We start from the raw sequence: 16,525 nt of genomic DNA on the forward strand, positions 1-16,525 counted from the left end.
CTACGCTGAATGTCGGGAAGTCCACAGCGGTTTAGCTGTCTCCTAATACCCGGTCAATTAGCCCGTAATCTTTGGCTCCTTGAGGCGTCATGTAGTAGGTCCGATCCATATCCTGATTGAGTTTCTCAACGGTTTGACCCGTATTCTTGGACAGGATTTCCATCATCAGCTGACGTTTCGCAAGGACTTCTTCGGCATTGATCTGAATGTCAGTCGCCTGTCCTTGAGTCGCCACCTTGGGTTGCACTAGCGTAATCATGGCGTTGGGCAAGCTGACTCGCTTACCCGGACTGCCTGCCGATAGCAATACCGTGGCAACGCCGACGGCCTGACCCAAACAAATCGTCGTAATCTCAGATTTGATGTGCTGCATGGTGTCCAGAATTGCCAGACTTGCAGTAATCCCTGACAGACCTGCAAAGGCATCTGCCATGCCTGCCGTCACTGGATCACCCATCGAATTGATATAGAGATTGATCGGTTTACCCTGATCCTCTGAATCAAGATAGAGAAGGGCCGAAATAACGGAGTTTGCTAGTCCCATCGTGATGGGCTGGTTTAGGAAAATAATGCGTTCCTGGCTGAGTCGGGTGTAGATGTTGATCCACTGCCAATTTTGGCTACCAGGAATGTTGTACGGAACGCGCAGAATTTCATCAACAGGCATAAGACCCTCTTACGCCATCGCCGGCATTGCTTTGGGCAAGTCTTTCGTGCTCTCCAACACGCGATCAATGAGGCCATACTCTTTGGCCTGTTCGGGAGTCAGATAAAACATACGATCAGTATCTTTAGAGATCTTCTCAGCAGTCTGTCCCGTATTTCTCGACAGGATGTCTAGCATGGCGGCCTTGTTATCCAAAACCTCTTTAGCTCGAATCTGGATGTCGGTTGCTTGTCCCCGTCCCATACCGATACGAGGCTGGTTTAAAACAATCGTGGCATTGGGTAAGCTAGCTCGGTAGCCTTTGGTGCCCGCCGAGAGAATCATGGCTGCGGTTCCCATAGCTTGGCCAATACAGATGGTGTGAACGGGGGGCTTAACATAGCCAATCGTGTCACAGATGGCGAAGGCTTCGGTGTCTTGCCCGATCGCGTCGCCCGTGTACCAAGATGTCCCTGTGGAGTTGATGTAGAAATAGATCGGTTTGTCCGGATCATCAAACTGTAGGAAGAGCAGTTGAGCAATAATAAGCTTGGTGACATCGACACCAAGCTGTCGCTTATACTCATCTGCTGATACTAGAGGTAACCCTAGATAGATAATGCGCTCCTTCAAAAGCAAAGAAGGCAGATCTGGCGGAGGAGTACGATAGTAGGCACCACCGCCACCGCCATAGGGAGCTTGTACCGCACGAATTGTTGAACTCATAAACGAATGTAATAACTTTGGGTTCCCAGTTCATAACATAGTAGCGTGTGGATGAGGTCCGTCAGAGGGCGAGATATCCCCACTTCATTATCAACTCAGTCTTTTCGGAGTCGTTTCTATGAGTGTTGCTTTGCACTGTGCCCTCAGTGATCCTTATCTAGATAGTCAGCAGACGGCAAGTCAACGCCAGCTGGCGATTTCGATTCAAGTTGCAGCGGCTGGCATGGGCAGTCATGCACCGCTCAATCTAGGGCTAATTCTGGACCATAGCGGTTCTATGCATGGTCCACCGCTAACCATGGTGAAGGAGGCGGCTGGGCGGTTGGTCGATCAGTTGTCTGATGAGGATTTGCTTTCGGTTATTGTGTTCGACCATCAGGCCAAGGTTTTATTACCCCTGCAAACTGTGAGTGATCGCGACCTCATTAAGCGTAAGATCGGTATCCTCAAGCCCAGTGGTGGGACGGCGATCGACGAGGGAATGAAGCTGGGTATTGAAGAAGCGGCTCAGGGAAAGCAGGGAAAAGTGTCCCAGCTGTTTTTGCTGACGGATGGCGAAAATGAACATGGCGACAATAAGCGCTGCCTGAAGCTAGCGGAGGTCGCTGCCGACTATACCTTGACCCTCAACGCATTGGGTTTTGGAGATCATTGGAACCAGGATGTTCTCGAAAAAATTGCCGATGCAGGTGCAGGTACCCTCTCCTACATTGAAGAGCCGGATGCCGCTGTCGATGAATTTAATCGATTGCTAACTCGTGCTCAGTCCGTTTTCTTCACCAATGCCCACCTACATCTATCGCTACTGCCTGGAGTGCGTTTGGCAGAGTTGAAGCCGATCGCTCAGGTGGCACCAGAAACCATTGAACTGCCCTACCTGCAGGAAGAGAATGAGATCGTGATCCGCTTAGGCGATCTTATGTCTGAGACCCCTAGAGTTGTTTTGACCAATCTCTATATTGGCGGTCAAGGGGAAGGAACCTTTCCAATTGTCAGAGCTTATATTCGCTACGATTCTCCTGCTACAGATCAGATGGGATTACAGTCAGAGAGTGTGGAGGTGTCGGCCATCTCTCAAAGTACTTATCAACCGTCTCCTGATCAGCACGTTCAAAAGCATGTGCTAACACTTGCAAAATACCGACAAACCCAGATTGCTGAGCAAAAATTGGCTAAGGGCGATCGCCAGGGCGCGGCAACGCTGCTACAGTCTGCGGCTAAGACTGCCTTACAAATGGGTGATCAGGGCGCGGCAACGGTGCTACAGGAGAACGCGACACGGTTACAAACGGGGCAGGATCTGTCGGAGCGCGATCGCAAACGGACGCGCATTGTTTCAAAAACGCGGCTGCAGTAGAGAATCATGCAGGTCATTGTCAGCCCCTTTGAGGTGAATAAACGGGTTCCTCTAACAATCAGCCGAGGGACGACAGCCCGTTCAAAAAATATTTGGGTGCGGATTGTGGCCGAGGGAATTGAGGGTTGGGGAGAGACGTCTCCCTTTTCCATTGGTCAACACGCTCAGGCCGCAGATGCTCTTTTGCAAGAGTTCTCTGCTCTGATTCCTCAGCTGGAGCCTTTTCATCCCCTGGAACGGCAGCAGCTGGAAGCGACTCTTTCGTCTGCAAGCTCAGCGGTGCGGGCTGGGATAGATGTGGCGCTTCATGATTGGCTGGGTAAGCGATCAGGTTTGCCCCTATGGCAGCTATGGGGTTTAGATCGGAAAAAAATTGGCCCAACTGCGGTGACAGTGGGGTTGAATTCGCCCGAAAAGGCCCTTGAGCGTTTGCGACAGTGGCAGCAGCAGGTTCCTACTGTCAGATCTATCAAGGTTAAACTCGGGAGCCCAGCAGGTGTTGAAGCCGATCAAGCGATGATGACGGCAGTGTTATCCGAAGTCTCAGCGGATGCAAAAATCAGCGTGGATGCGAATGGGGGCTGGGATTTGGCAGGCGCGATCGCTATGGCGGACTGGCTGGCAGAACGGGGCGTCACCTACATCGAGCAACCGTTACCCGTTACCTTGGACGATCAGCTGGGGACACTGACAGCGCGATCGCCCCTACCCATCTTTGTGGATGAAAGCTGTTTCAATACCCAAGATATCCCTCGACTGGCCGAACAGGTGCAGGGCATCAACATCAAACTTATGAAGGCAGGCGGTTTGTCTGAAGCGTTGCGGATGATTCACACTGCACAGGCCTGTCACCTTCAAGTTATGTTCGGCTGTTACTCCGACAGCGCTGTGTCTAATACAGCCCTAGCTCACCTGGCTCCCCTAGCCGATCACCTGGACCTAGATAGTCATCTCAACCTGATAAACGATCCGTTCAAAGGCGCTACGATTCAGTCAGGCTGTTTGTACCCCAATGAATTACCCGGTTTAGGACTGACGCGCGATGAACTACCTGAGAGCTGACCACCGAATTGCTTTATTGATGCACGAGGGAACGGATAATCCAGGGGGTAAGACGGGATTAGCCATGCTGCGATACAGTCCTCTCAATATTGTGGCAGTGGTCGATCAGCAACAGGTTGGAAACTCTCTACAGGCAGTCACGGGCATTGAGCGATCAGTCCCGATTGTCGATTCGGTTAAGGCTGCTATGGAGTATGAACCGACTGTGCTAGCGATTGGGATTGCGCCCTCAGGCGGTGCTCTCCCTGAACCTTGGTATCAAGAGGTGAAAGAAGCCGTTGCTGCGGGTCTCTCAGTAGTAAACGGGCTCCATACTCCTATGGCGAAGGACAGAAACCTGGCTACGGTGCTGCAAGCCGATCAATGGATTTGGGATGTTCGACAAGAGCCAACTGGATTAATGATTGGCAGTGCTGCGGCGCGATCGCTTCCCTGCCGTCGTGTATTACCCGTTGGCACAGATATGGCAATTGGCAAGATGTCCACTAATTTGGAGCTACACCGCCTTGCAATTGAACATGGACTACGCTCTAAAGTAATTGCGACGGGACAAACCAACTTGATGCTGGGTGATGATGGCATTCCACTAGACAGCGTTCGAGTCGATTTTGCAGCGGGTGCTGTCGAACAGCAAATGATGCAGTACGGCAACGACCACGACATTTTATTTATTGAAGGACAAGGCTCCCTTTTCCATCCAGGATCAACTGCCACGCTTCCTCTAATGCGTGGCAGTCAGCCGACCCATCTCATCATGGTTCATCGGGCTGGGCAGACCCACATTCGCAATCAGCCTACAGTTCAGATTCCACCGCTGAGCGAAGCGATCGCGGTCTGTGAAACCGTTGTTTCTGCAGGAGGGTGCTTCTTACCAGCAAAGGTTGTGGGAGTTGCTCTCAATACTCATCATTTGGATGAAGCGTCAGCCAAGCAAGCCATCAAAGCAGTTCATCAAGAAACTGGATTACCCTGTACAGATGTCATCCGATTCAGCGGTAAACCGCTTATGGACGCTATTTTGAACACGACAAGCGCTGTGTAGGCTACCAGAAGATCTCAAGCGGTTCCTCTACCTCTCGCGGGTAGGTTGCCTACTTCTTCCGGAGACGATAAGTGATCCGACCTTTGCTTAAGTCGTAAGGCGTAAGCTCAACTTTGACGCGATCGCCCGGCAAGATTTTGATGTAGTTACGACGAATTTTCCCCGAAATATGGGCTAAAACGTTAAACCCATTGTCCAGATCAACTCGGAACATCGCATTAGGTAGAGACTCCGTGACGGTGCCTTCCATCTCAATCAAATCTTGCTTAGACAAACGAATACCTCCTGAAATTAGTCAGATGACAGCCTGACTTACATATCATAGACACCTTTAGAGTAGCAAAATTATCAAAAATCTTCTCTTTGGGATCTTAGGGTTGAACAACTTTGATCAACTCTTCCGTGACTTCCTCGACAGGTTTATTGCCATCGACAGAGACCAGCTGCTGTCGATTTCGATAAAAGTCGATTAAAGGTTCCGTTTCTTCACGATAAACCTTGAGACGATTTCGAATGGTGGACTCGGTATCATCAGAACGCCCTTCTTCCTTACCTCGCTGTACAAGCCTAGCGATAACAACTTCGTCAGGGACTTCCATATTGACGACACACTCAAAAGGCTGCTCCAGCTCTTGCAGCAGCGTGTCCAAAAAAGATGCCTGGGCAACGTTGCGAGGAAATCCGTCTAAGAGCCAGCCATTGGAGGTATCAGCCGCCGTCAGCCGCTCTCGCACAAGTCCCAGAGTCAGCGCATCAGGTACTAGCTCTCCAGTTTCCAGATAAGCTTTGGCTTTGATGCCTAGATCGGTTTCTTGGGCAACGGCAGTCCTAAAGATGTCTCCTGTAGAAATATGGGGAACTTGACAAGCTCCAGAAAGTTTCTTCGCCTGAGTGCCTTTACCTGCTCCAGGCGGTCCCAAAAAGATTAATCGAGTCACTATTGCTTCACCATTCCTTCGTAGCGTTGAGAGATCACATAAGTCTGAATCTGTTTGGCGGTGTCGATCGCCACCCCGACCAGAATCAGCAAGGAGGTTGCCCCTAATCCTCTGAAGGTTTGAACACGGGTTGCGCTCTCAACAGCACTCGGAATAACAGCAACTAAGCCTAAAAAGATAGCGCCTAAAAAAGTCAGACGATTCAAAACCCGACTTAAATAATCGCTTGTCGCTTTGCCCGGACGAATCCCGGGTATACTAGCCCCCATTTTCTTCAGGTTTCGAGACATGTCTTCAGGGTTGACCACCAAAGAGGCATAAAAGTAGCTGAAGAATAGAATCAGCAGAAGATACAAGGTGACGTAGAGGGCAGATGTTGGATTTAGGTAAACGCTTACAAAATTAACAAAATCTCGGTTGTTGATGTACTGAGTCAGTGACAAAGGCAAAACCAACACAGCCGAGGCAAAGATGATCGGCATGACTCCCCCTTGATTGAGGCGCAAGGGCAAGTAATTACTCTGCTCCAAATAGAGCTTACGACCAACCTGCCGTCGAGCAGAGATGATGGGAATCCGTCGTGTTCCCTCCTGCACAAAGATAATGCCAACGATCATGGCTAGAAACACGAGCAAAAGGATAATGACACCCCCGACGAGGTTGCGGTCCCCACTCTGCGCTAGGGTAATCGTTTGGTTGAGCGATCGCGGCAGCGTCGAGACAATATTCAGAAAAATTAGCAGCGAAGCTCCGTTACCCAATCCCCGCTCAGTAATCAGCTCGCCCACCCACATAACAAACATAGAGCCTGTCGTGAGGGCAATGACTGTTTGCACAATGAAAAAGACGCCAGGTTCCTCTGCAAAAGGCGCTAATAAGAATAGAGAAAGCAATGTACTTTGCAGAACTGCCCAGCCCAAGGCAACATATCGGGTGATTTGAGAAATGCGGCGTCTCCCTGCTTCACCTTCGTTCTTCTGCAAATCTTCCAGCGAAGGAATGGCTGCCGTCAGCAACTGCATGATGATAGAGGCATTGATGAAGGGCAGAATGCCAAGCGCAAATATCCCTAAGGCGGAGAGACCACCACCCACAAAGATATCGATGAAGCCTACAAATCCACCTAGGCCACCTGAGCGAATAGCACTCCCAAATGAAGCTCTATCAATACCCGGAACAGGGATAAAAATGCCCAAGCGAACCAGTACCAGTAAGCCGAGGGTCAGAAGTAGCCGACTCCGTAAGCCAGCAGCTTGTGCCATCTGCATAAAGGTTTCTTGGGCACCGGGATTTTTGCCGCGGCTAACAACCATAATTCAAAACACCTCTTGGGCATCAACGTAATATCGGGGAACAGATTCGGTCTCCAGACCTACGTCCATAACGTGATCATAGCGACTGAAGCGCCTCTAGGAAAGCACCTCGCAAGTTCCGCCCGCAGCTTCGATCTTTTGCCGCGCTGATTGAGTGAATGCAGCAGCCTTGACAGTCAAGGGATTTGAAAGTTCACCGTCGCCTAGTATTTTCAAAGGACCATCATTGGTAGTCACGATGCCAGCTTCCATCAGGGACGCTAAGGTGACCTCGGTGTTCGCGTCTAAGTCAGCTAGATCGCTCACATTCACAATCGTATAGACCTTTTGATTGATAATGGGAAAATGCTTCAGCTTAGGGATACGGCGATAGAGGGGAAGCTGTCCGCCTTCAAAACCAGGGCGGGTACCGCTGCCAGAACGGGACTTTTGTCCGCGCATACCGAATCCGCAGCTTGCACCCTGACCAGCTGAGATGCCTCGACCAACCCGTCGTCGCCGCCGCCTTGAACCCGCTTGAGGGCGAGCATCATTGATTCTCATAGTGACTCCTAAACGGTATCTTGCAACAATAGTTCAAAAAACTCAGGCATACAGCTTTTCGACCGGGATGCCACGCTCTTCGGCAACTTCAGCAAAGGTCCGTAGAGACGCAAGCGCGTCTGCGGCTGCCCGAGCATTGTTTAACGGATTGTTAGAGCCGAGCTGCTTCGCTAATACATTACGAACGCCAGCGAGCTCAAGCACAGTACGAACCGCACCGCCAGCAATCACACCCGTACCCGGAGCTGCAGGTCGCATAAAGACTCTAGCTCCACCACCTGTGCCTGTTGCGGGCTGAGGAATTGAGTAGGAACGGGTAAGAGGGACATCGACTAGATGTTTCTTCCCATCAGCAACGCCTTTTTTCACAGCACCAATAACGTCGCCAGCTTTGCCGACTCCAACGCCGACCTGTCCTCGCTCATTACCAATCACGACAATGGCTCGAAAGCTGAGCTTTTTACCCCCTTTCACCACCTTAGTAACGCGCCGAATTTGAACGACGCGCTCCTGCCATTCAGTTTCTTTCTCTTTGTTTCGAGTGTTTTTTCGACGATTATTTGCCATTTCTCCAAACCCTTCCACCAACTACACAGTTAAACAGCAACGGCTTTCTAGAAGGTCAATCCTGCTTCGCGGGCAGCATCTGCCAAAGCCGCAACGCGACCGTGGTAGAGCTTACCGCCCCGGTCAAAGACCACTTCGTTGATGCCCTTCTCGATCGCGCGCTCTGCAATCAACTTCCCCACCGTCGAAGCACCTGTCTTATTAGAGGTATCGCCAAGGGATTTGATTTCGGACTCCAAAGTTGAAGCCGCCACTAAGGTATGGTGAGCGGTATCGTCAATAATCTGTGCATAAATATGATTATTAGACCGAAAAACTGCTAATCGGGGTCTCTCAGTAGTACCAAAAACACGCCGCCTGATTCGAGCATGACGGCGACGAGTCAGACTCTTTCGACTTGCCTTCATAACCTATTTCTTCCCTGCCTTACCAGCCTTACGTCGAATGTACTCGCCCGCATATCGTACCCCTTTGCCCTTATAGGGTTCAGGAGGACGCGCTGCACGAATCTTAGCGGCCATGTTGCCAACGACCTCTTTATCAATGCCGCTAACAACCACATTAGTGTTGTTTTCTACGGCAAACTGCACGCCTTCAGGTGGCTCAAACACAACCGGGTGACTGTAGCCTAAACTCATGTTCAAGTTTTTGCCCTGAACCTGCGCTCGGTAACCAACCCCTTGAATCTCAAGACGCTTTTGGTAGCCGTTTGATACGCCCTCGATCATATTTGCCACCAAGGTTCGACACAGCCCGTGGCGCTCCCGCGATCGCCGAGACTCATCTTGCCGCTCGACAACAATGGTTTCGCCTTCTTGAGAGAGCACAACACCGTCTGGTAACACTCTAGAAAGCTCACCCTTAGGGCCTTTCACACTAACAGCCTGACCATCAAGATTGACCGTCACCTTCGAGGGTATCGGTATCGGCTTCTTCCCAATTCGAGACATCCTACTTCCTCCTCTTCTTAACAACCGCAAAAATAGGTCGAGGCAGCCCGTACAGACTTACCAGACATAGCACAGCACCTCGCCTCCAATGCCTCGTTGTCGAGCGTCACGGTCAGTCATGATGCCACTAGAGGTCGAAATGATAGCAATCCCAATGCCGCCTAAAACTCTAGGTAACTCTTTACGATTAGAGTAAACTCGCAGACCAGGACGGCTGATACGCTTCAGATTCTTGATAATAGGATCTCGGGTTTTGCCGCGATACTTCAGCTTGATGACAAGTTTGCGCAGCACACCTTCGCCCGCAAGCTCGAAGCTCTCAATAAATCCCTCCTCTTGGAGTACCTGAGCGATGCTTCGCGTCATCCGTGTAGAGGGGATATCCACAGTCTGATGACGGGCAAGATTCGCATTTCGAATCCGCGTCAACATATCTGCGATTGTGTCGTTAGCCGCCATAGTCCTCTCCAGTGATTAAACCTAATTCTCGCGGAAGGGCATGCCCAATTCCTTGAGGAGGGCGCGTCCTTCTTCGTCAGTGTTGGCTGAGGTCACGATTGTGACGTCCATGCCGCGTATCTGGTCGATGCTGTCGTACTCAATCTCAGGAAAAATGAGTTGCTCACGTAGGCCCAACGTGTAATTGCCCCGTCCATCAAAGCTTTTGGGACTGACGCCACGAAAGTCACGAATTCGAGGTAGCGTCAGGTTGATAAGGCGATTGAGAAAGGCATACATGCGAGTAGATCGCAGGGTGACCATTGTGCCAACGGGCATTCCTTGTCGAATTTTGAAGCCTGCGATCGCCTTCTTAGCTCGTGTAACCACTGGGCGCTGACCTGTGATAGTCGCAATCTCCGCCACGGAAGCTTCTAAGGCTTTTGCATTTTGAGAAGCCTCACCAAGCCCTCGGTTGACCGTTACTTTGACCAACTTTGGAGCCTGATGAATGTTGCCGTACTCAAACTGTTCCATCAGTTTGGGGACAACTTTTTCGGTGTAAAACGTCTTAAGCTGTTCAGCCATTGTGAATATCCTCTCGGGCTTTCTGGGCTTGGTCAGAAAGCAATTTGAAACAGTACAGTCGAATCACGATGAAAATGGGATAGTGATTTTCAAGAAAATTAGTCGATAATTTCGCCTGTCTTCTTGAGTACACGTACCTTCCTGCCGTCTTCAGTAAAGGTGTAACCAATACGGCTGGCCACCTTTTGCTTCTCGGAATACAGCATGACGTTGGAGCTATGAATGGGGGCTTCCTCAGTCACGATCTGGCCTGATTGTCCTTCTTGGGAGGGCTTCACGTGACGAGTGCGAATGTTGACGCCCTTGACGAGAATCTGACTCTTCCTAGGAATTGCCTTTAGAACCTCGCCAACTTTGCCTTTGTCTTTGCCAGAGATGACCTGAACGGTATCGCCAGCCTTGACGTGCATTCGAGTTTTCGTTGATCCTTTCTGGGATTGAGGCATCACAACACCTCCGGTGCTAGAGAAACGATTTTGGTGAAGTTCTTATCGCGCAGTTCCCGAGCAACTGGCCCAAACACACGTGTACCCCGAGGGTTATTGTCTTGGTTGATAATGACCGCAGCGTTATCGTCAAAACGAATGCTCATGCCACTACTGCGTCTCAAAGACTTGCGAGTGCGAACGATAACGGCTCTAACCACGTCTGACTTCTTAACCGCCATGTTAGGAATCGCATCTTTGACCACTGCGATGATGACATCCCCAACACCGGCATAGGTCCGGTTACCGCCCAGCACTCGAATACACATCAGTTTGCGAGCACCGCTGTTGTCGGCAACGTTCAAATAAGTTTCTTGCTGAATCATGGGTACCTCCTGCTAGACCTGGGTTGTCCGATTCAAAATGTCGGCAACGGTCCACCGCTTGGTCTTGCTCAAGGGACGAGTTTCTCGAATGAGGACGCGATCGCCCACATTGCACTGATTTTCCTCGTCATGCACCTTATAGCGCTGAGTGCGAACCATAATTTTGCCGTACTTGGGGTGAGGCACCCGATTCTCCACCGCGACCACGACGGTCTTCTGCATTTTGTCGCTAACGACAAGGCCAACTCTCTCTTTTACTGCCACTTGTTCTTTCTCCCTATTCCTCTTCAGCCACGTCAGTAGTATCCACGGTGTCAGTTATGCTAGCTGCACTCGCTGCAATGTCTGCTGATGTATCGTCGCTAGCCTCTTCCTGCGGCTGTGCAGAAAGCTCACGCTCTCGGAGGACGGTCATGAGTTGAGCCAAGCGATGACGCTCGTGCTTAAACTGGTGTAATCCACTTTCTAATTGTCGGGTTGCCTGCTGAAATCGCAGGTCAAAGAGGCGTTTTCGAGTGTCAATGATCGCCGCTTCCAAAGCCTGATCGTCTAGTTCGCGAGCCTCTTGTATTTTAGGTAGCGCCATCTCTAGCTATCCTCCTGCTGACGAGCAATAATCTTAGTCTTGAAAGGCAGCTTGAAGGAGGCCAATCGCATTGCTTCCCGAGCCGTCTCTTCAGGAACACCCGCAATTTCAAAAATAATGCGACCTGGCTTGACAACGGCTACCCAGAATTCAGGATTTCCCTTACCTGAACCCATTCGGGTTTCTGCCGGGCGCATAGTAATTGGCTTATCTGGGAAAACTCGAATCCAGATTTTTCCACCCCGGCGTACGTATCGAGTCATGGCTCGACGAGCAGCCTCAATCTGGCGAGAAGTCAACCAACAGGGTTCTGTTGCCTGAATCGCATACTCCCCAAAGTTGATCTTGTTTCCCCGCTGGGCCATGCCTCTCATACGACCGCGGTGCTGCTTTCGAAATTTAGTTCTTCTAGGACTTAACATGGCTCTATTTCTGCCTACGAATCACGTTGATAAAAGGGGTTGGCCCAAGCATTGAGGATTTTGAAACCCTAAGAGTCGTTTGAGCGGTCTTCAAACTGCTGCCGTCGCCGCTGCTGCCGTCGCCGAGGTTGAGCAGTATCCGTGGTGGGTCGCTGTTCTTCTTGTCCAGGAATAACTTCACCTCGAAACACCCACACCTTGATTCCCAAGACTCCGTAGGTCGTCTGGGCCGTGCGATAGGCATAATCGACATCTGCCCGCAGCGTATGGAGAGGAACGCGGCCTTCACGGGTCCACTCTGTCCGGGCAATTTCTGCACCGTTCAAGCGCCCGCTGACCTGAATCTTGATGCCCTCAACGCCAGCCCGTTGTGCTCGCTGAAGCGCTTGACGAACAACCCGACGAAAAGCAACCCGACGCTCTAGCTGCTGCACGATGTATTCTGCCACCAGAGGGGCATCTGCATCGACACGAGTAACCTCAACAACGTTGATGCGAATTTGACGACTAGAATCACGAAGTGCTTTTTGTAGGCCAACGCGCAGGGCTTCAATACCGCTTCCGCCTCGACCAACTACAACACCAGGGCGAGCTGTCCGGACCTCTAGGTCGATCTGGTCCGCTTTGCGCTCAATGCGAATGTCAGAAATCCCAGCATTGCTCAGGTTTTTCTCAATGTACTCACGAATGATGTAATCCTCTCTGAGGAGTTGAGGATAGCGATCGCTATCGGCATACCATCGCGATCGATGATCTTGCACAATCCCTAGCCGAAAACCTGTTGGATGTATTTTCTGTCCCACTCGTAATCCCTCTGATGAAAGCTGTAATCGTCAACAAATCGACCTGAATCTACTCGCCGGGTGCCACTGCGATAGTGATATGGCAGGTTGGCTTGCGGATCTGATAAGCCCGGCCCTGTGCTCGCGGACGATACCGTCGGAGAGATGGCCCTGCATCCGCAAATGCTTCACTAATCACCAACGAGGCTGGATCAAGCCCATTGTTGTGTTCAGCATTCGCAACTGCTGAACGAAGCACTTTCAATACTGGGTCGCACGCTCTGTAGGGCATGAATTCTAAAATAATGAGTGCCTCTCGATAGGACAGCCCTCGAATCTGATCGAGTACCCGTCGTACCTTATGAGGCGACATGCGGATGTAGCGGGCAACCGCTTTAACCTGTTCAGTAGTATCAACAGCCATTGGACTCTCCGACTCCGAAATTATCGACGCGCTTTCTTATCACTTTTGGCGTGGCCCCGGAAGGTTCGAGTCGGGGCAAACTCACCTAATTTATGGCCCACCATCTGCTCAGTAACGTAAACCGGCACATGCTGACGACCGTTATGGACCGCGATCGTGTGACCAATCATTTGGGGGATAATGGTCGATGCCCGCGACCAAGTTTTGATGACCTGCTTGTCGCCTTTCGCATTCAAAGCTTCCACCTTACGCATTAGATGGTCCGCGACGAAGGGACCTTTCTTTAGGGAACGCGACATAACCGCTACAACCTCGCACTACTCTCAATCAGTAAAACAACCGTACAATCGCACTTAAGAACGCCAGGTCTTAAGTGTTCCGTCCGCCCCGTCCCCGCTTAGAAGTCCGACGACGACGACGGACAATAAGAGAGCTACTCGCTTTTTTCTTCTTCCGCGTCTTCAATCCCAATGCCGGCTTACCCCAAGGCGTCACCGGACCGCTACGACCAATAGGCGCACGGCCCTCACCACCGCCATGAGGGTGGTCAACTGGGTTCATAACGCTACCCCGAACCTCGGGGCGACGTCCTAACCAGCGTTTGCGTCCAGCTTTACCCAAGGTGACGTTACGAGAATCGACGTGCCCTACCTGACCCAGGGTGGCGTAACATTCACGCCGTACCATCCGCACTTCAGTCGAAGGCAACTTCAACGTGACGTAGCCACCTTCTTTAGCGACCACTTGAGCAGACGTCCCTGCTGCTCGGACAATCTGTCCTCCCTTACCCGGCTGAAGCTCAATGTTATGCACTTCAGTTCCTAAAGGAATCTTGTATAGAGGCAGAGCATTGCCGATTTCTAAAGGCGAATCGGGACCCGACATCACCGTTGCACCCACTGCCAAAGAAGCTGGGTGCAAAATATATCGCTTTTCACCATCCTGGTAGTGCAGGAGGGCGATTCGGGCATTACGGTTAGGGTCGTACTCAATGGAGGCAACCTTTGCCGGAATATTGGTCTTGTTACGGTGAAAGTCGATGATTCGGTAGAGGCGCTTGTGTCCCCCTCCCCGGTGACGACAGGTAACAACGCCTCGATTATTTCGCCCTTTCGCACGGTGAACAGAGACAGTCAGTGACTTCTCAGGCTCAGAACGGGTAATTTCAGAGAACTCTGAAACGGTCCGTTCACGAGTTCCAGGGGTGAAGGGTCGATAGGAACGAATGCCCATTGCTCAACTTACTCAATAAACTGCATCAGCGTTTTAAACAAAGGTCAGGTCACTTACAGATCTGGGAACAGTGGGATTGTGTCACCCTCTGCCAGCGTCACGACTGCTCGCTTGTAGCTCGACCGAAACCCTTCAAAGCGACCGACGCGGCGCTTCTTACGGGGAGGATTAGCAGTGCTTACTCCCGTCACCTTGACATCAAAAAGCTCTTCGATCGCAGCCTTGATTTCTGGTTTGGTAGCCCGAGGCGAAACTTCGAAGGTGTACTGATTGTTTTCCAGCAGAAGCGTAGCCTTTTCAGTCACAAGGGGACGGCGAATTAAATCAGCCAGTTGCCCTAAGGAAGAGTTCTCAGTCACCATATACCTCCTGGATTTTTTCCATTGCTGATGCGGTCACCACAAGCCGATTTGCATTCAACAAATCGAAAATGTTGAGGTTAGCTGCTGAAATGATTTCGACGCGGCTGATATTGCGAAGCGAGAGAACAACCATCTCCTGCATCTCAGGCAAGATGAACAAAACCTTATCAGTAGGATCAATACCCCAACGCTTCATTGCTTCAACCATCTCGCTGGTCTTTGGTCGAGGTAGCTGATCCGCAAAATCTTGTACCACAACAGCATCTTCCAAGCGACTCTGAAAGGCCGTTCGAAGTGCTAGTCGGCGCTCCTTACGGTTCATCTTGATACTGAAGTCCCGAGGTTTGGGCCCAAAGATAACGCCGCCGCCTTTCCAAAGAGGAGAACGACTTGATCCAGCCCGAGCTCGGCCTGTTCCCTTCTGTCGCCAAGGTTTCTTGCCGCCACCCCTAACCTCGGAGCGAGTCTTGCTAGACAAGGTTCCTTGCCGAGCGTTGTGCATCTGCCGCAAAAGGGCACGATGCACGATATGGGATGCACTCTCAGGCTTGGCTACCTTCAAGTCAATAGAAGCTTTGCCAGCCTCCTGTCCTTGCCAGTCTTGAACAACGCACTCAACCATAGTTTTCGTCTCTACTCACGTTCCCAGAAAATCTGCCCTTTCTCGCCAAGGTTTCCAAAAAACCTATTGCTTGCCGACAACATTTGTTGGAGCAATGCTGAGTAGCATCCCCGGTTTGCCTGGGACCGCACCTTTGATAACCAGCAGGTTTTTGTCAGCTTCAACTCGAACAACCTGAAGTTTGCGAGTAGTAACCCGCTTACTTCCCATATGACCCGCCATCTTTTTGCCTGGATAGACGCGACCTGGAGTGGTTCCAGGGCCAATTGATCCAGGTAGGCGATGGTTCTTAGAACCGTGGGACATAGGTCCTCTCTGGAAATTGTGGCGTCTTTGGTTACCGGCAAATCCACGACCGATACTTGTCCCAGTCACATCAACGAGCTGTCCTGCTTCGAACTGATCAGCCGTAATGCTTTGACCCAGTTCAAACCCGTCTGCCTGATCGACTCGGTACTCTTTCAGGTGACGCACTGGAGTCGCTTCTGACTTAGCCAGATGCCCTAGCTGAGGTTTATTCAAAGCTTTTTCTGCCACACTGCCATAGCCAATCTGCACAGCCGCGTAGCCATCTGTTTGTGCTGACTTGACCTGTGTGACAACACAGGGGCCTGCCTCAATCACGGTGACAGGAATCGCGTTCCCCTCATCGTCAAAAATCTGGGTCATGCCCAATTTGGTTCCAAGAATCCCAACTGACACCGTTACCCGTCTCCGTTGCTACACGTTATCGACAAAAAACAGCCGATTCAAGAAAAGCTTGAACCAGCTTATTAAGCGAGTTGAGACATTTGTCACCAACCCAGACCAGCAACTCTAAATAGAGTTACCTCTGATGCGCTTCGTAGAAGCCCCTGTCAAATGCATACCTTCAGCGGCTGAACTTTGCGCAGCACCAAAGCTTTTTGATCAGACAAGACATAGGCCGAGGTAATCCAGCCTTTTCGTCACCACAGACTTGGGTCGATCGCCCAGTTTCCGTTTCAGCGACAGTTAATCATGATACATAAACTAATCAGAAATGTCTATCTTTTTCTTTTTGTCTGTCTTGAAAAAATATAGGGAACTTCCACCGATATGCTGGTATCTATAAGTAGATGGATGCAGCCAATA

At 50.9% G+C, this 16,525-nt stretch carries 26 protein-coding genes; 3 read left to right on the forward strand and 23 right to left on the reverse strand.

The window, feature by feature from the left end; all coding sequences use genetic code 11:
* Positions 1 to 31: 31 nt before the first annotated feature.
* Both PN498_RS07690 and PN498_RS07695 read right to left on the reverse strand, forming a co-directional pair.
* On the reverse strand, positions 32 to 667 hold the full coding sequence (locus PN498_RS07690) for an ATP-dependent Clp protease proteolytic subunit (RefSeq protein ID WP_272062137.1): 636 nt from the start codon (positions 665 to 667) through the stop codon (positions 32 to 34).
* Between the two features lie 9 nt (positions 668 to 676).
* Positions 677 to 1,372, reverse strand: a complete 696-nt coding sequence (locus tag PN498_RS07695; protein WP_272062138.1) for an ATP-dependent Clp protease proteolytic subunit — start codon at positions 1,370 to 1,372, stop codon at positions 677 to 679.
* Positions 1,373 to 1,490: 118 nt separating this feature from the next.
* Here PN498_RS07695 and PN498_RS07700 point away from each other — a divergent pair, with 118 nt between their 5' ends.
* The 3 genes from PN498_RS07700 to PN498_RS07710 are packed head-to-tail and all read left to right on the forward strand — an operon-like array spanning position 1,491 to position 4,833.
* Positions 1,491 to 2,729 (forward strand): vWA domain-containing protein, encoded by a 1,239-nt coding sequence (locus PN498_RS07700; protein ID WP_272062139.1) that lies wholly within the window; start codon positions 1,491 to 1,493, stop codon positions 2,727 to 2,729.
* A gap of 6 nt (positions 2,730 to 2,735) precedes the next feature.
* Complete coding sequence (locus PN498_RS07705; RefSeq protein WP_272062140.1) at positions 2,736 to 3,791, forward strand: dipeptide epimerase; 1,056 nt, start codon at positions 2,736 to 2,738, stop codon at positions 3,789 to 3,791.
* The gene (locus PN498_RS07710) at positions 3,772 to 4,833 is read left to right on the forward strand and encodes a DUF1611 domain-containing protein (protein WP_272062141.1); all 1,062 of its coding nucleotides are present in this window, start codon (positions 3,772 to 3,774) and stop codon (positions 4,831 to 4,833) included. The genes PN498_RS07705 and PN498_RS07710 overlap by 20 nt, the downstream gene beginning before the upstream one ends.
* A 49-nt stretch (positions 4,834 to 4,882) precedes the next feature.
* Here PN498_RS07710 and infA read toward each other — a convergent pair whose 3' ends face one another.
* From infA to rplC, 21 genes are all read right to left on the reverse strand, one after another.
* Positions 4,883 to 5,107 carry a translation initiation factor IF-1 gene (infA, locus tag PN498_RS07715; protein WP_006196724.1) on the reverse strand — a complete coding sequence of 75 codons (225 nt, stop codon included), beginning with the start codon at positions 5,105 to 5,107 and terminating at the stop codon, positions 4,883 to 4,885.
* 97 nt (positions 5,108 to 5,204) lie between these two features.
* On the reverse strand, positions 5,205 to 5,771 hold the full coding sequence (locus PN498_RS07720) for an adenylate kinase (RefSeq protein ID WP_272062142.1): 567 nt from the start codon (positions 5,769 to 5,771) through the stop codon (positions 5,205 to 5,207).
* The gene (secY, locus tag PN498_RS07725; protein WP_272062143.1) at positions 5,771 to 7,084 is read right to left on the reverse strand and encodes a preprotein translocase subunit SecY; all 1,314 of its coding nucleotides are present in this window, start codon (positions 7,082 to 7,084) and stop codon (positions 5,771 to 5,773) included. The genes PN498_RS07720 and secY overlap by 1 nt, the downstream gene beginning before the upstream one ends.
* Positions 7,085 to 7,180: 96 nt before the next feature.
* Positions 7,181 to 7,627 (reverse strand): 50S ribosomal protein L15, encoded by a 447-nt coding sequence (gene rplO, locus PN498_RS07730; protein ID WP_272062144.1) that lies wholly within the window; start codon positions 7,625 to 7,627, stop codon positions 7,181 to 7,183.
* A gap of 42 nt (positions 7,628 to 7,669) precedes the next feature.
* Positions 7,670 to 8,194, reverse strand: a complete 525-nt coding sequence (rpsE, locus tag PN498_RS07735; protein WP_272062145.1) for a 30S ribosomal protein S5 — start codon at positions 8,192 to 8,194, stop codon at positions 7,670 to 7,672.
* Positions 8,195 to 8,241: 47 nt separating this feature from the next.
* Positions 8,242 to 8,601, reverse strand: a complete 360-nt coding sequence (gene rplR / locus PN498_RS07740) for a 50S ribosomal protein L18 (RefSeq protein ID WP_272062146.1) — start codon at positions 8,599 to 8,601, stop codon at positions 8,242 to 8,244.
* Between the two features lie 3 nt (positions 8,602 to 8,604).
* Positions 8,605 to 9,144, reverse strand: a complete 540-nt coding sequence (gene rplF, locus PN498_RS07745) for a 50S ribosomal protein L6 (protein ID WP_272062147.1) — start codon at positions 9,142 to 9,144, stop codon at positions 8,605 to 8,607.
* A gap of 57 nt (positions 9,145 to 9,201) precedes the next feature.
* Positions 9,202 to 9,603 (reverse strand): 30S ribosomal protein S8, encoded by a 402-nt coding sequence (gene rpsH / locus PN498_RS07750; protein WP_272062148.1) that lies wholly within the window; start codon positions 9,601 to 9,603, stop codon positions 9,202 to 9,204.
* Positions 9,604 to 9,624: 21 nt separating this feature from the next.
* Positions 9,625 to 10,170, reverse strand: coding sequence for a 50S ribosomal protein L5 (rplE, locus tag PN498_RS07755; protein WP_272062149.1), 546 nt, complete (start codon positions 10,168 to 10,170; stop codon positions 9,625 to 9,627).
* A gap of 98 nt (positions 10,171 to 10,268) precedes the next feature.
* Positions 10,269 to 10,616 (reverse strand): 50S ribosomal protein L24, encoded by a 348-nt coding sequence (gene rplX, locus PN498_RS07760; protein WP_272062150.1) that lies wholly within the window; start codon positions 10,614 to 10,616, stop codon positions 10,269 to 10,271.
* A complete protein-coding gene (gene rplN, locus PN498_RS07765; RefSeq protein WP_272062151.1) occupies positions 10,616 to 10,981 on the reverse strand; it encodes a 50S ribosomal protein L14 in 366 nt (121 codons plus the stop codon). Before rplN ends, rplX begins: the two co-directional genes overlap by 1 nt.
* A gap of 12 nt (positions 10,982 to 10,993) precedes the next feature.
* Positions 10,994 to 11,245, reverse strand: a complete 252-nt coding sequence (gene rpsQ / locus PN498_RS07770) for a 30S ribosomal protein S17 (RefSeq protein ID WP_272062152.1) — start codon at positions 11,243 to 11,245, stop codon at positions 10,994 to 10,996.
* A 13-nt stretch (positions 11,246 to 11,258) separates the two neighbouring features.
* Positions 11,259 to 11,567: a 50S ribosomal protein L29 gene (gene rpmC / locus PN498_RS07775; RefSeq protein WP_272062153.1), complete on the reverse strand. Its 309-nt coding sequence runs from the start codon at positions 11,565 to 11,567 to the stop codon at positions 11,259 to 11,261.
* Between the two features lie 2 nt (positions 11,568 to 11,569).
* Positions 11,570 to 11,989 (reverse strand): 50S ribosomal protein L16, encoded by a 420-nt coding sequence (gene rplP / locus PN498_RS07780; RefSeq protein WP_272062154.1) that lies wholly within the window; start codon positions 11,987 to 11,989, stop codon positions 11,570 to 11,572.
* 68 nt (positions 11,990 to 12,057) lie between these two features.
* Positions 12,058 to 12,792, reverse strand: a complete 735-nt coding sequence (rpsC, locus tag PN498_RS07785) for a 30S ribosomal protein S3 (RefSeq protein WP_272062155.1) — start codon at positions 12,790 to 12,792, stop codon at positions 12,058 to 12,060.
* A gap of 49 nt (positions 12,793 to 12,841) precedes the next feature.
* The gene (gene rplV, locus PN498_RS07790) at positions 12,842 to 13,195 is read right to left on the reverse strand and encodes a 50S ribosomal protein L22 (protein ID WP_272062156.1); all 354 of its coding nucleotides are present in this window, start codon (positions 13,193 to 13,195) and stop codon (positions 12,842 to 12,844) included.
* 20 nt (positions 13,196 to 13,215) lie between these two features.
* Complete coding sequence (gene rpsS / locus PN498_RS07795; RefSeq protein ID WP_272062157.1) at positions 13,216 to 13,494, reverse strand: 30S ribosomal protein S19; 279 nt, start codon at positions 13,492 to 13,494, stop codon at positions 13,216 to 13,218.
* Positions 13,495 to 13,564: 70 nt separating this feature from the next.
* On the reverse strand, positions 13,565 to 14,428 hold the full coding sequence (gene rplB, locus PN498_RS07800; RefSeq protein WP_272062158.1) for a 50S ribosomal protein L2: 864 nt from the start codon (positions 14,426 to 14,428) through the stop codon (positions 13,565 to 13,567).
* Positions 14,429 to 14,481: 53 nt separating this feature from the next.
* Positions 14,482 to 14,790 (reverse strand): 50S ribosomal protein L23, encoded by a 309-nt coding sequence (locus tag PN498_RS07805; RefSeq protein WP_272062159.1) that lies wholly within the window; start codon positions 14,788 to 14,790, stop codon positions 14,482 to 14,484.
* Positions 14,780 to 15,412, reverse strand: coding sequence for a 50S ribosomal protein L4 (gene rplD / locus PN498_RS07810; protein WP_272062160.1), 633 nt, complete (start codon positions 15,410 to 15,412; stop codon positions 14,780 to 14,782). The genes PN498_RS07805 and rplD overlap by 11 nt, the downstream gene beginning before the upstream one ends.
* A 63-nt stretch (positions 15,413 to 15,475) precedes the next feature.
* Positions 15,476 to 16,114, reverse strand: a complete 639-nt coding sequence (rplC, locus tag PN498_RS07815; RefSeq protein WP_272062161.1) for a 50S ribosomal protein L3 — start codon at positions 16,112 to 16,114, stop codon at positions 15,476 to 15,478.
* Positions 16,115 to 16,525 lie beyond the last annotated feature (411 nt).

The sequence above is a fragment of the Oscillatoria sp. CS-180 genome (assembly GCF_028330965.1).
GTDB lineage: Bacteria > Cyanobacteriota > Cyanobacteriia > Phormidesmidales > Phormidesmidaceae > Halomicronema.

Excerpts from the sequence above, each read along its gene's own strand:
- PN498_RS07690 (WP_272062137.1), bottom strand. The coding sequence starts at position 667 with ATGCCTGTTGATGAAATTCTGCGCGTTCCGTACAACATTCCTGGTAGC.
- PN498_RS07695 (WP_272062138.1), bottom strand. The coding sequence starts at position 1,372 with ATGAGTTCAACAATTCGTGCGGTACAAGCTCCCTATGGCGGTGGCGGT.
- PN498_RS07700 (WP_272062139.1), top strand. The coding sequence starts at position 1,491 with ATGAGTGTTGCTTTGCACTGTGCCCTCAGTGATCCTTATCTAGATAGT.
- PN498_RS07705 (WP_272062140.1), top strand. The coding sequence starts at position 2,736 with ATGCAGGTCATTGTCAGCCCCTTTGAGGTGAATAAACGGGTTCCTCTA.
- PN498_RS07710 (WP_272062141.1), top strand. The coding sequence starts at position 3,772 with ATGAACTACCTGAGAGCTGACCACCGAATTGCTTTATTGATGCACGAG.
- secY (WP_272062143.1), bottom strand. The coding sequence starts at position 7,084 with ATGGTTGTTAGCCGCGGCAAAAATCCCGGTGCCCAAGAAACCTTTATG.
- rplO (WP_272062144.1), bottom strand. The coding sequence starts at position 7,627 with ATGAGAATCAATGATGCTCGCCCTCAAGCGGGTTCAAGGCGGCGGCGA.
- rpsE (WP_272062145.1), bottom strand. The coding sequence starts at position 8,194 with ATGGCAAATAATCGTCGAAAAAACACTCGAAACAAAGAGAAAGAAACT.
- rplR (WP_272062146.1), bottom strand. The coding sequence starts at position 8,601 with ATGAAGGCAAGTCGAAAGAGTCTGACTCGTCGCCGTCATGCTCGAATC.
- rplF (WP_272062147.1), bottom strand. The coding sequence starts at position 9,144 with ATGTCTCGAATTGGGAAGAAGCCGATACCGATACCCTCGAAGGTGACG.
- rpsH (WP_272062148.1), bottom strand. The coding sequence starts at position 9,603 with ATGGCGGCTAACGACACAATCGCAGATATGTTGACGCGGATTCGAAAT.
- rplE (WP_272062149.1), bottom strand. The coding sequence starts at position 10,170 with ATGGCTGAACAGCTTAAGACGTTTTACACCGAAAAAGTTGTCCCCAAA.
- rplX (WP_272062150.1), bottom strand. The coding sequence starts at position 10,616 with ATGCCTCAATCCCAGAAAGGATCAACGAAAACTCGAATGCACGTCAAG.
- rplN (WP_272062151.1), bottom strand. The coding sequence starts at position 10,981 with ATGATTCAGCAAGAAACTTATTTGAACGTTGCCGACAACAGCGGTGCT.
- rpmC (WP_272062153.1), bottom strand. The coding sequence starts at position 11,567 with ATGGCGCTACCTAAAATACAAGAGGCTCGCGAACTAGACGATCAGGCT.
- rplP (WP_272062154.1), bottom strand. The coding sequence starts at position 11,989 with ATGTTAAGTCCTAGAAGAACTAAATTTCGAAAGCAGCACCGCGGTCGT.
- rplV (WP_272062156.1), bottom strand. The coding sequence starts at position 13,195 with ATGGCTGTTGATACTACTGAACAGGTTAAAGCGGTTGCCCGCTACATC.
- rpsS (WP_272062157.1), bottom strand. The coding sequence starts at position 13,494 with ATGTCGCGTTCCCTAAAGAAAGGTCCCTTCGTCGCGGACCATCTAATG.
- rplB (WP_272062158.1), bottom strand. The coding sequence starts at position 14,428 with ATGGGCATTCGTTCCTATCGACCCTTCACCCCTGGAACTCGTGAACGG.
- PN498_RS07805 (WP_272062159.1), bottom strand. The coding sequence starts at position 14,790 with ATGGTGACTGAGAACTCTTCCTTAGGGCAACTGGCTGATTTAATTCGC.
- rplD (WP_272062160.1), bottom strand. The coding sequence starts at position 15,412 with ATGGTTGAGTGCGTTGTTCAAGACTGGCAAGGACAGGAGGCTGGCAAA.